Annotated in this window: 10 protein-coding genes; 8 read left to right on the top strand and 2 right to left on the bottom strand. The window is 61.4% G+C overall.

Annotated elements, in window-relative coordinates; all coding sequences use genetic code 11:
• The first annotated feature begins 43 nt into the window (after positions 1-43).
• The 3 genes from ACESTR_RS02975 to ACESTR_RS02965 are packed head-to-tail and all read left to right on the top strand — an operon-like array spanning position 44 to position 5,460.
• Positions 44-1,144, top strand: coding sequence for a FimB/Mfa2 family fimbrial subunit (locus tag ACESTR_RS02975; RefSeq protein ID WP_014775296.1), 1,101 nt, complete (start codon positions 44-46; stop codon positions 1,142-1,144).
• A gap of 12 nt (positions 1,145-1,156) precedes the next feature.
• Positions 1,157-2,311 carry a FimB/Mfa2 family fimbrial subunit gene (locus ACESTR_RS02970; RefSeq protein WP_014775297.1) on the top strand — a complete coding sequence of 385 codons (1,155 nt, stop codon included), beginning with the start codon at positions 1,157-1,159 and terminating at the stop codon, positions 2,309-2,311.
• 17 nt (positions 2,312-2,328) lie between these two features.
• On the top strand, positions 2,329-5,460 hold the full coding sequence (locus ACESTR_RS02965) for a DUF4906 domain-containing protein (protein ID WP_014775298.1): 3,132 nt from the start codon (positions 2,329-2,331) through the stop codon (positions 5,458-5,460).
• A gap of 43 nt (positions 5,461-5,503) precedes the next feature.
• Here the strand turns inward: ACESTR_RS02965 and ACESTR_RS02960 are convergent, their stop codons facing one another.
• Together ACESTR_RS02960 and ACESTR_RS02955 are read right to left on the bottom strand one after the other, a co-directional pair.
• Complete coding sequence (locus ACESTR_RS02960; RefSeq protein WP_009599088.1) at positions 5,504-6,487, bottom strand: CorA family divalent cation transporter; 984 nt, start codon at positions 6,485-6,487, stop codon at positions 5,504-5,506.
• Between the two features lie 69 nt (positions 6,488-6,556).
• Positions 6,557-7,330, bottom strand: coding sequence for a menaquinone biosynthetic enzyme MqnA/MqnD family protein (locus tag ACESTR_RS02955; RefSeq protein ID WP_373178780.1), 774 nt, complete (start codon positions 7,328-7,330; stop codon positions 6,557-6,559).
• Between the two features lie 247 nt (positions 7,331-7,577).
• Here ACESTR_RS02955 and ACESTR_RS02950 point away from each other — a divergent pair, with 247 nt between their 5' ends.
• From ACESTR_RS02950 to ACESTR_RS02930, 5 genes are all read left to right on the top strand, one after another.
• Positions 7,578-7,982, top strand: coding sequence for a hypothetical protein (locus ACESTR_RS02950; RefSeq protein ID WP_270390813.1), 405 nt, complete (start codon positions 7,578-7,580; stop codon positions 7,980-7,982).
• A 134-nt stretch (positions 7,983-8,116) separates the two neighbouring features.
• The gene (locus ACESTR_RS02945; protein ID WP_373178778.1) at positions 8,117-9,106 is read left to right on the top strand and encodes a hypothetical protein; all 990 of its coding nucleotides are present in this window, start codon (positions 8,117-8,119) and stop codon (positions 9,104-9,106) included.
• Positions 9,097-11,457, top strand: coding sequence for a hypothetical protein (locus tag ACESTR_RS02940; RefSeq protein WP_373178776.1), 2,361 nt, complete (start codon positions 9,097-9,099; stop codon positions 11,455-11,457). The genes ACESTR_RS02945 and ACESTR_RS02940 overlap by 10 nt, the downstream gene beginning before the upstream one ends.
• Positions 11,454-11,717, top strand: coding sequence for a hypothetical protein (locus ACESTR_RS02935; protein WP_014775303.1), 264 nt, complete (start codon positions 11,454-11,456; stop codon positions 11,715-11,717). The genes ACESTR_RS02940 and ACESTR_RS02935 overlap by 4 nt, the downstream gene beginning before the upstream one ends.
• A gap of 3 nt (positions 11,718-11,720) precedes the next feature.
• Entirely contained in the window at positions 11,721-12,602 is an 882-nt protein-coding gene (locus ACESTR_RS02930; RefSeq protein WP_022044475.1) for a Clp protease ClpP, read from the top strand.
• Positions 12,603-12,648: the final 46 nt, after the last annotated feature.

The following is a 12,648-nucleotide window of genomic DNA, read 5'->3' as shown; positions in this document are numbered from 1 at the left end:
GCTGCCCCGGTCCGGACCCGATGAACTAAACAGAGTGACAGAGATGGGCACATCGTCTTACATATACGCAATAGGCAAAAGGACGCTCGCGGCGATCGTCTGCGCCCTGACGCTGCTGGGCTGCGACAGCGTGATCTACGACGGCGAGGGCGACTGTTCGGTAAATTACCGGGTGAAGTTCCGCTACGACATGAACCTCAAATTCGCCGACGCATTCGCCCGCGAGGTCGAGTCGGTAACGCTCTATCTGCTCGACGGCGGCGGCAGGGTGGTCTGGCAGCGCACGGAAAGCGGCGAAGCCCTCGGCAAAGAGGGATACGCCATGGAGGTGGACGTCGCTCCGGGAACCTACGACCTGCTGGCATGGTGCGGATCGACGGACAAAGGTTCGTTCAGAATCCCGGAATCGGCATCCGGAAAGGAGCTGACCTGCACGCTGATGCGCGAATCCGGAACCGACGGGACGGGACACGTCCGCGAAGACCTCGACAGGCTCTACCACGGCTATCTGCCGAATCAGACCTTCGGCGACACGGAGGGCACCTATACCTACGTCGTACCGCTCGTGAAGAACACCAACAACGTTCGCGTCGTATTGCAGCAGACGTCGGGAGAGCGGCTCGACGAGAAGCGTTTCTCGTTCCGGATCACCGCCGAAAACGGCCGGATGGACTGGGACAACCAGCTGCTGCCGGACGAACCGGTGACCTATCATGCGTGGCACAAGCAGTCCGCGACGGCCGGAACAGCGCTTCCCGACCTCCCCGACGCCGTGACGTCGGTCAATGCCGTTATCGCAGAGCTGACCACCGCACGGCTAATGGTGCGCGACAAGAGCGCGACGGTCCGGGCGGAAACCGGAACGAATCCGCCGCAACTACAGCCGGAGGAATTGCCGGAGGAGCGCAAGATGAGGCTGACGGTGCGCGACAACGACACCGGAAAGACCGTTCTCAGCATCCCGCTGGTGGACTACGCCCTGCTGGTCAAAGGCGAATACCGCCGGGATATGGACGAGCAGGAATTCCTCGACCGCATGGACGAGTACAACATCGTATGCGTGCTGGGAGAGGGAATGCGCTGGGTCAGCATGAGCATCAACATCCATTCGTGGAAAATGGTTTGGCAAAATACGGGAATCTGACAATTTACGCACATGTCACCGAACGGAATCATACGCATTTTCATCTGTCTCGCGACGCTCGCCGGCGCGACGCTCGTGTCGTGCCGCCGGACCGGACATGAAGAGCCGGTCCCCGGAACCGGCACGGAGCGGCCGGACGACGTGCGGGTAAGTTTCCGCATCGCGCTCGGCAGCACGAACGGCACGCGGGCGGGCGGAACGCCCGAAGGCTCGTACGACGACGGCACGCAGAGCGAATTCGAGAACGGGATCGACCTCGAAAACGGGAATTACAGATTCTTCTTTTTCGATGCGCAGAACCGATACCTCTCCGCGTTCCAGACGGTGGAGCTTATCCCCGACGGAAACGACTCCGACCGGTCGAAAACGTATGAAGTAGTCGGAAAAACGGACAAGATGCCGCCCGCGAATTTCAAGGTCGTCGCACTGGCGAACTGGCCCTCCTACCCCGAAAAAATGACGGCGGGAGAGACGACGATCGAGGAGCTTTGCACGGCGGAAAGCAGCCGTTACACGTTCTCCGCACCGTTCGTACTGTCCCGCGAACGGCTGATTCCGATGTACGGCGTAAAAAGCTGCGAGGAGATGACTTTCACACCGGGGATGCTCACCCATCTGGGGACCGTCCACCTGCTGCGCGCCATGGCCAAGGTAGAGGTGAGCTGCAAGACATCGGGCTGGACGCTCGAAAAGGTCGAACTGCTCCGGTACAATGCGACGGGATGCTGCGCTCCGAGTGGGGTCTACTCGCAGGACGACTATGTCAAGGGAAACTACGCCGGCGACTACACGGACGCCGTGCATCTGCCGGACGGCAGGAACGACGAGGCCCCGAAAACACGCGCATTCGACCGCACGGCGGACGGGCGCTTCATCGCCTACGTCCCCGAATACCGGAACGTCGCGGCAGGGACCGCGAACCGCAAAGCGGCCGACGCCGCCGAAATGCGGGTCCGATTCAAGGAGGCGCCCGGCAAGGAGTATGCCGTAGAATTCAAATACTACAACGCGCCGCCGGAAGGCAGCGCCGTCGGAGATCCGTTCGACATCCGGCGCAACTATTACTACAAATTCTCGATTTCGAAGACATCCGAACCGGATCTCGTCGTAGAGGTATTTCCCTACGAACTGGTCGAACTCGATCCCGGATTCGGACTGTTACCCTAAACAGACGACTGAAACGGATGAAAAGCAAAGCGATATATTACCTGCTGCTGGGCGGCATGCTGTTCGGATTCGGTTCCTGTATGCGCGACGACTTGGAAGCGGACGCGGGACCGATCGGCAAGGGCGAAAGCCGCGTATCGTTCGCCGTGACCTTTCAGGCCCTTTCGAACCTCTCCCTCGGAAAAACCCGCAGCCTCAATGGCGACGAGATCGCCGAAATCGAAGATATCTTCATCGCATGGTACAACGAAGACGGCTCGCTCGCGGGAAACGCCTACCGGACACGGGAGCAGATGAAGATTTCGGACCCCGACCGGGAAGGAAGCCCGTCAGAACAGACCACGCAGCGGGCCGAATTCACGTGCAACATTCCCTACGGACGTTACCGGATCTACGCCGTGGCCAACATGGGCGATCTCGCGGCAAGCACCCGATATGCTGAAAAAATCGCTCTGGAGGAGGATTTCAGGCGGATCGCCCCGGCATGGGAGACCGCCCCCGAACTGACGCGGAACAACGATCAGATGTCCGGCTACTTCACGGCCAACAAACCGGAATCCGGAGCGGTCCGGGGCGAAGCGCCGCTGCTGACGATCAATTCGGCCAAGCCGACGATCCACGCATGGCTGCGCCGTCTGGCATCGAAAGTCACGATATCGTTCGACACGAAGAATCTCTATGACAACGTCTATATCTACATCAAGTCCGCGCGCATACACAACATACCCCGGTCCTGCACGCTGCTGGACGCAAACGACGAACAGCGCATCAAGGACCCCGACAACGACGTATGGTTCGCCGGCGACACGATCGAATACGGTCAGGGAACCGATTTCAACCAGTGGCCGCGCCTGACAAAAGGCTCCAACCCCTTGGGAGGAACCGCCCAATCCAAGGAGCAGCTGCACGCCAACGACGCCCGGTCGCTCTTCTTCTACGAAAACATGCAGGGAAAGGGCAAGCTCAAATGGCAAGATGTGTCGGGCGACAACCAGCACATATCCTTCCTGGACGGCAACGACCCCGACGATCCGGGATACCGCGACGGCAAGCCCTGCGGCACCTATATCGAAGTGGAGGGTTTCTACATCTCGAACACCGCGGAGAACCCCGGAAAGGGCGCGATATTCTACCGGTTCATGCTCGGCAAGAATGCCGACGACGACTACAATGCGGAACGCAATTTCCACTACAAGCTCACGATGCGTTTCCAAGGCAGCGCGAACGACGTGGACTGGCATATCGACTATAATGAGGACCCCGGCATTTACGTCCCCAATCCCTATTACATCTCCTATCTGTACGACCACTCGATGATGCTTCCGGTGAAGATCAAAGGCAAACCCGTCGGAAATCTGAAAGCCGAGATCGTGGAGAACAACTGGGGCCCGTACCAAGCCGGCGACGAGTTCGAATACTACCCCGACGAAGTCTACTCCCTGAGCGGAAACCCGACCGCGGGCAATGTCACTACCGCAGACCCCGATAATCCGAAGATCAAGGACGGCCCGTGGAACGGATTTCTGTCGCTGGCCGCGACCCATATCAACTGGATCGGACGCGACAAATCTTTTTGGTGCGGCTACAACTACTTCTACTGGCTCCAGAAAGACTTCGGAACGGCCCTTTCGGGAGAAAGTCTGGAGGCGTACGGCGAAGCGCTGCTGCTTCCCCAAGAGAAAGGGCAGGCGCCCCGCGGATACCGGGAGTACGAGCTTTCGAAAAGCGGCACGATCGACGGAGGGAACAACGGCGACTACATCGTCACGATCGACGAGGCGAAAGAGAGGACCGTCCTGCAGATTCCGTGCTACACGCGGGCATTGCAGCTGGTGAGTACGACCGGATTTTCGGGCAACAACCCCTATTTTTCATACAGACGCTCGGCGAAGGTGAAACTGACCGTCCAGCTGGAGGGGCATCCCGAACCTACGGTGGACACCGTGACGATATTCCAAGTCCGCCGCATCATCAATCCCAAAGGCATTTACCGCCGTCACGACAACGACACACCGTTCAACGTGGTGCTCACACACCGTAAGAACGAGGCCGCCACACAATACCTTCCGTTCGAATCGGAGGGGCCGTGGGAGGCTGAAATCGAGACCGGCAGCGACTGGATCAGGATCAACGGCGTGCTCGGAGGCCGGGCCAAAGGAGCCACCGGGTCCGAAATCCGGTTCTCCTACCAGCCGGACGGCACCATCGGCGCGGATCAATGCAGGTACGGGATCATTCTGATACGTTACCACAACTACTCCTGCTACCACCGGATCTTCGTCCGTCAGGGCTACGCTCCCGCCCAAATCGCGGGCGATGCCAAATGGCACTGTTTCAATCTTTGCTACAACGACACGGAAGCGAAGTCGCCGTGCGAGGAGGGGTCGCTGTTCCGCTTCGGCAATTTCGACCAGCCCATCGACGCGACCAACAACGTGTTCGACAATTTCAAGGACCATGCGACGACCGAGTTCGATCTGGCTCCCTTGGAGTCGGGAAAAAAGGGGACATGGACCGAGGTCGCGGGAAAAACGCAGATCACGAACAAACCCCGCGCTTCGGCAGGATTCAGCGACCGCAAACAGACCATCAACGGCAATCCCAACTGCCATGTAGCCGAATACGAGGATTTCCACGCCCTGCAACTCAACTGCCAGTTCGCATACGGCGTGCTTTACGACGACGAATCCACCGAAACCTCTTTCGACGTGAAGGACATTTACAGCTACGCCTATTACAACGAAAGCAATAAGAACAAAGGCATGCGCGGATGTTTCGTCTACAACCCCAAAGGGAGTACGAATTCAGGCGGAGAGGGTGCGAACCTCTTCTTTCCAACCGGAGTCGCCGGATACGGCCGGCGTAAGAACTGCACGCAGGAGGGCGGCAAACGCGGCGTGCTGCGCTATGCCAACCGAGGTGCGCTCTACACCTCGTCGGACATTCATTACCGCCCGATGCTCTACACCGTTTACACCAATTTCGGAGCGATCTACTGGCTCAATAAACAGTCGGCTTCAGGAACTTCGGCGTGGGATATAAACGTCTCCACGTTCGACTTCAACAGTTTCAACAACAACGCATTTCTGGTGTCGGACTGGGGCGCCGGCGACGTAAGCGACGCCTGTTTCGTGCGGCTGGTGGAGTAACGGGAAAGAAAGGCCGGAGCGCGCCCGCAGAGCGGGCGTGTCTTCAGAGCCACTTCTTGTACTTGAAGTACCAGATGGTCAGCGCAGAACAGAAGATCATCAGACCGATGGCGAAGATATAGCCCAGCGGAATGTTCCAGCCGTTGGAGAGCGTCAGGGTCCAGTCCAGTTCGGGCATGAATTTGAAGTTCATGCCATAGATCGACGCGATGAGCGTCGCGGGCATGAAGATCACCGCCGCCACGGAGAAGATCTTGACGATCTCGTTCTGCTCAATGTTGATCAGACCCAGCGCGGCGTCCTGAATATAGTCCAGACGCTGGAAGCTGAAGTCGGCATGGTTGATCAGCGAGTTCACGTCCTTGATCATCAGCTGCAAGCGCGGATAGATGTCGTTCGGGAAACGTTCGGAGCGCAGGATACCCGACAGCACGCGCTGGCGGTCGAAGATATTTTCGCGCAGCGACATGGTGCTCTCCTGCAGAGCGCTGATGCGGTGCAGCACGGCCTTGTCGATCGAATCTTCGGAGTTGATGTCCTTCGAGAGCGCCGCGACCTGCTTGGCGATCAGCTCCACGAGGTCGGCGTCGAAGTCGATGCGCACCTCCAAGAGCGAAATGAAAAGGTGATAACCCGTCGAATAGTTGCGGTAGTTCATCTGCAGGCGCTTCTCCGTCTCGCGGAAAGTCCGGAATTCGGCACTGCGCACCGAAACCAGCACACCCTCGTTCGAAATGATGAACGACACGGGTTCCACGATGAACGTGTCGCCCGTCGGCACGAAGAAATTGGAGTTGGAGATGATGGCATTCTCGTCTTCGGAGTATTTCGAAGTCGATTCGATCTCCTCGACCTGCTGTTTGGTCTGAAGGCTGATCTCCATGAAGTTCTCGACGGCCTTCTGCTCCTTGATCGTGGGCAGAAGCATGTCGATCCACAAAATGTCGTCGTAACCCAGCTCGTCGAAGAGCTTCGTGTCGGCATTGCGGATAATCTTGTTGTATTGCTTGAGGTAAATCGTAATCATAAAACGCTCTCCTTCTTAAAGTTCATAATCCTGTTCGGCAGAGAGGCGGACGACCGTCCGCTAAGCTCTTCAGCCGGGATTGGCCCTCGGAGACACCTTGATGCCGGAGTTCCAGAACTTTTGCAGCGCTTTATGCTTCTGATTGTCGAAAATATAGTCGATATTCTGCGTGAGGTAGCCGTACGCATCGTACGGTTTGCGGTCGAAGCCGTATTCGAGGACGGCCTCGTACGTGTGTTCGATGCCGAAAGTCAGCGCATGCTGCAACCCTTCGGTCAGATCGGGATCGACACCCTTGCGGGCGATCCAGACGGCGAAGGCGAAGGGCAGACGCGTGGCTTTTTTCCACTCGGCGGCCAGATCGTACGAATAGGCGAAGCGGCCCTCGTAGTCGAAAACCTTGTCGCCGATCAGCAGGAACGCGTCGCCCGGCAGGGCATGGTCCAGCTGCGCGTAATCCTCCATCGTATAGTATTCGGGAGAGACCTTCCAGTGTTTGGCCAACAGATAGCCGGCCAGCTGCACCGAGGTCAGCGAATGGGCGTCGAGGAAGACCCGGCGCACCGTTTCGATCGGCCCGCCGCTCAGCAGGACGACCGTCCGCACGGGACCGGCGGCGCCGATGCAGTATTCGGTGACGATCTCGGCGTCGGCGAGCGACGGCACGGCGGCGGCAGGTACCAAGGCGATGTCGGCCTTGTGTTCGGCGAAATTCTTTGCGCAGACGGCGGGGGGAGACAACAGCAGTTCGGCACGCAGGTTACCTTCGTGCTCGATACCATAGATGAACGGTATCGTATTGAGATACGACACAGCCGCTATACGTGGAACTATGACCATCATCCATAAGGTATAAAACTGTTGGTTTCGATAAGGCAAAGGTAATCAAAAATCGGGAGTTTTTCCATAAAATTTAGAAAAAGTGCCCCGACCTCTTGACAAGGGGGTATCCGCCGATGTATATTTGCATCACAATTCACACCGCACGGTGCACCGTGCACGGGTTATCAACAACGGGACAAAATTCTTTGTCAGCCCCTTACGAATTGTTATTACCGTTTTTCAACAATCTTTCAAACACTTGTCAACAATGAATCGCACCCATCTCGAAGGTGCGGCGGAAGCGCTTGCGGCGCAGCAGGGTTACGCTTTCCACACGGGGCCCGAAGACGGCATGGCCCACACCGTGCGGAGCTACCCGGCGGCATGGCTCGCGCCCCTCGAACTACACGCCGTCGAAGGACGCAGCCACGGCCGGGCGACGTACGACATGACGCTCCACCTGTTAAGCTCCGGCGCACGGCTCTCCCCCACGGAGCGGCGCGCTGCGCTGGCCCGGATGGAGGAGCAGCTGCTCGAAATCTTCGCGGCGCTTTCACTCGACGAACGGGTTCTCGCCGTCGAAGGGCTTTCGGTCCGCCCCCGCGCCTTCGCACTCACGCCGCACGGCGAAATCTCGCAGACCGCCGCCGCGCGCATCGTAACCTTCTTCTGATTCGGAGCGCCCCGCCTCTTGCGGCGACACCGCCCCGGCCCGGCTCAGGGCACGGCACTGTCCGCACACGAGAAAGCCGCAAAAGGCGGCGGGGCGCGTCTCCGCCGTAACGACATCTCTCAAAACACGATCCAATGACATTCACACAAATTCCGCAACAGTACGCCCCGCTCGGCGGAGAGCTTCGCTACACGGTCACGGCCGCGGCGGCGGGGACGATCGACCTGCGCATCACCGACACCGGAAGTGCAGACCTGATCGGCGCAAGACGTTTCGCAGGAAGCGCGTCGGTCTCGTTCGACGCCGCGCCCTGCCTGCGCCGCGCCATCCGCTTCTCGCCCGTGACCGGGAGCACCGGATTCCACGTCGCCGAGGGCCGCTGCATCGCGGCGGTCGTCGAGGCCGGCATGACTCCGGCCGGAGAAACGGCCCCGTCAAACGGCGAAAAAGCCGTCTCCCCGGAACGCACGTTCCTGCCCCGCCGCAACATCGTCGCGGCCCCCGCCCTGCTGACGGCCATGCCCTCCGTCCGCACGATCTCGCCGGGCGAAAGCGACGAACTGACGCTGCTCTGCGACGAAGCCTGCACGATAACGGTCACGGCGCAGGCCGGGGACTCCGCAACCGCCGAGAGCTACCGCACGAAAAGCGGCGGAGTGCTCGTCTTCCGGCTCGACACCCGCGACTTTCCGGACGCCGAAACGCTGACCGTGGACGCCGGAAAATGCGGTTCGGTCTCCTACACGGTCGTCCCGACCGTTTCCGGCGGCCGCAGGCTCGCATGGCGCAGCAGTGCGGGCAGCATCGAGCATTACACCTTTCCGATCGAAAAATCGGTGACGGCTGAGACCGTAAAGGACCGGGCGTACGGGACCGACGGCCACCTCACGGCGGCGGCCCGCACCGAACGGCGGACCACGCTCGTATCGGCTTACGAGACGCGGGCCGTACTCGAAGCCCTCGGCGAGATCACGGCTTCGCCCGAAGTATGGCTGGCGGAGGGCGGGGGATATACGCCGGTCGACGTAACGACCCCAGCCGTCGTCGTACACCGCCACGCGGCGGTGAACTGTCTCGAAATCGAAATCCGCTCCAAGCGCAAAACCCGCATGCCATGGAACTGAATATCGACGGAAAGCCGTGCGACCTCGGATCGGAGCGGATCGCCGTGCCGGGATACGCCGCCGCGGCCCTCGCCGACGTCGAGGCCGCCCGCGAAGGCCGTTCGCTGACGCTGACCATCCCCGCAACGATGCGCAACGATGCGCTCGCCGGATTCGCCCGCGATCCGCATACCGCAGAACGGTTCAACGCAACGCTGCACACGGCGGAACTTACGGCCGAAGGTTCCGTGATGCTGAGCGGAACGGTGCGGATGTTGAGCGCATCGGACGAAGGATACCGGATAGAAATCCGCGACGGCGGAGCGGGCTGGGCGAAAAACGCCGCACGGCGGATGTTCAACGCCCTCGGCGTCGATTTCCGGGCGGCCCTGACTCCGGAGACGATCCTCGCAGGCTGGACGGACGATTCGCCCGTGAAGTTCTTCCCGATCCGCCGCGACGAATACCCGCAGCGCAACAGCCCGACGGACCTGCTCCCCGCCCAGCGGCTCCTGACGGTGGACGATTACCACCCGTTCCTGCATGTGGCGACGCTCGTCGAAACGATCTTCGGCGAAGCGGGGTACCGCATCGAAAGCAGATTCATGGAGTCGGACCTGTTCCGGTCGCTCTACATGAGCGGCGCATACGCCTCGCGCGACACCGCGGCCCTTGCCGCCCGCATGGGCTTTTTCGCCCGGCGGCTGTCGTCCGCCACGGCGAAGGCCGATTATTCGGGCCGCGTGGCCGCCAACCCGAATACCGCGCTCAACTCCGTGGGGAACATCGTCGAGACGGCCACGCCCCAGACCCCCGACGCCGACGGGGAACCGGTTCCCGGCCTGAGCAACAACGGCGGCTGTTTCGGTTTCGACCGGGGCAATATCGTCTTCACGCCCACGACCGAGGTGAGCGCGGGATTCGAGTATTACCTGAAGTACACCACCGACCACGTGATCCAGAGCCGCCAGCGGCTCAAAGGGTTCGATTCGGTCTATTTCGGCACGGGGGCCGACATGCGTTTCACGCTGGCCAACCGCTACGAAGACCGCCGCGGCGAAATCGCACCCAACCACAGTTACACGGCGATCGTCTTCGACCACGCCGAGGGGCGGCAATACCGCCTGAACTACACGAAGAACGGAACGGCGGACACGCTCTGGGCCGAATTCTCCGCCCGCACGGCGCAGGTCGTCACGCCCGCGGCGGGGAGCGTGGCGAATCCCGTGCTGCAGGTCCGCAGCGGCACCCGCTGGGAGCCGTACGCCGGGGATTGGGCGCTGTACGACGGGTATATCGCCGAGCGGGGAGAGACCACCGTCGAACTGCGGGTGCGCACCGCCGCCGAGCGGCTCTCGCCCTCGTCACCCAAATATTTCAACCGGATTTACTTCCACGGGGCCGAGGAGGGCATGTCGCTCACCCTGCACAAGGAATGTTCGCTCCAGCCGCGTTTCTCGTCGGCGCCCGGATACGGGTCGGCGATCACGTTCGCCGACGTGGCCCGGCACCGGATCCGGCAGTCGGAACTGCTCGAAGCGCTGCAACACCTCTTCAACCTGCGCTTCCACACCGAGCAGGCGACAAGAACCGTCCGGATCGAACCGGCGGACGATTTCTTCGCTGCAGGTCCCGCGGCCGACTGGCGGGCGAAAACCGACTTCTCGCAGCCCGTGGTGCTGGCGGACATCGCCCCCGAAGTCCACGAACGCCGCACATGGCGCTATCTGGCGGGCGACGGAGCCGTGGCCCGTTTCGACGCCGAGGCTGAAAGCCCCTTCGGCCAATGGAGCGTCACGACGGGCTCCCGTGCGGCCAAGGAGGGCGAAAAGACGCTGGCCAATCCGCTGTTCTGCCCCACGATCAGCACCGCGGGAGGTTACTCCGACGCCTCTTCGGCCGTAATCATGCAGGTCGGAGACCGCGACGACGTACAGGAGGACGGCACCAACTTCACGCCGCGCATCGTACGCTTCGCGGGCATGCACCCCCTGCCCGACGGCGAGCGGTGGGGATTTCCGTCGGGGCAGGCGGAATATCCCCTCGCGGCGTTCCATTTCGCGGGGGACGGCGCGGCGGCAGGATTCACGCTCTGCTTCGAGGACCGCGACGGCGTGCGGGGCCTGCACCGTTATTATGACCTGCAAACGGGCCGAGAGTCCGCAGGCCGGCGCATCACCCTCTCGCTGCGGCTCGCGCCCCACGAATTCGAAAGCCTTTTCACGCCCGGAACGGGAGCGCCCGACCTGCGTTCGGCGTTCCTGCTCGACACGGGCGAAGGGACGGTCCGCGCAGCGCTCCGTGCCGTGGAAGATTACGACCCGCAGGCGGCCTCCGTCCGCTGCACCTTCACCCAACTCCCCGACGCATGACGACCCGCCACAAAAAACGACTGGCCGCGATCCTGCTGCGGGAACTCGGCGGGCTGGAGGGCGAACGGGCCGTCGAACGGCTGTTCGAACTGGGACTGGTCAACCTGCGGGTCTGCGAACAGCGGGCCGTACGCAACGAAATCGAACGGCTGGGCGCAGAGGGCGTGCCGCGGTGCGAAGCCATGCACGCCACGGCCGAACTGTTCTGCTGCTCCTACGAAAAAATCCGCAGCTACTATTACAACTCGTACAAATCCTGAAACATGAAATCGGAAATTCAAATCGACAACAACGCCGGCGTCTGCCAAATCGACATCGAGGGCACGATCGGCGTGCCCGAAGAGTGGCAGTTCGACCGGCCCGAAGCGCGCGTGGCGACCTACGAAAAGTTCCGCGACGCCGTGCGCCGCATCGCCGAAATCGACGCGTCCGAAGTGGTGGTCAACATCCGCTCGACGGGCGGTGACGTGAACGACGCGCTGCTGATCCACGATGCGCTCACGGCGCTCGGCGCACACATCACGACCCGCTGCTACGGGTACACAGCCTCGGCGGCGACGATCATCGCGCAGGCCGCGTCGCCCGGCTGCCGCGAAATATCGGCCAACGCCCTCTACCTGATACACACGGCCGTCTGCGCCACCGAAGGCAACGCCGCCGAGCTGAACGGCAAACTCGACCTGCTGCGCCAGACCGACGCGCGCATCGCCGCAGTCTATGCCGCCCGTTCGGGACGCCCGGCGGCCGAGTTCGAAACCCTGATGGCAGAAAACAACGGCAACGGCCGCTGGCTGTCGCCCGAAGAGACCGTCGCGGCCGGTCTGGCCGACGTCGTGACCGATGCGGCGGGACATCCCGTCCCCTCGCTGACGCGAAACATCGCCCGCGGCTGGGAACGCCTGCTCATCCGCATCGGTCTCAGCGCCGGAGAGCAGCTGCCCGCGGACCGGGACCGCAACGTCCTCCACACCGAAGGAGAAGAGCGGGAGCTGCTCCGCCGCTCCGCCGCCGCGGTGCGTCAGGCGCAGCAGCGGGTCGTCCCCACGCAAACCCGGCCCCGCGAGGATCCCTCCTACGGCGACCTCGTGCGGACAGCCAACCAACGCGCCTACTCCGAAGACGCGAAACGTCTGCGCAACATGTAAAACCGGGAGAGTCCCACAGAAAAAGGCTCCCCGACCATTCGAACAA

It is taken from the genome of Alistipes sp. DJF_B185 (assembly GCF_964250025.1).
In the GTDB taxonomy this organism is placed as follows: Bacteria; Bacteroidota; Bacteroidia; order Bacteroidales; family Rikenellaceae; genus Alistipes; species Alistipes finegoldii.
This window is presented reverse-complemented; position numbering and strand designations above follow the sequence as displayed.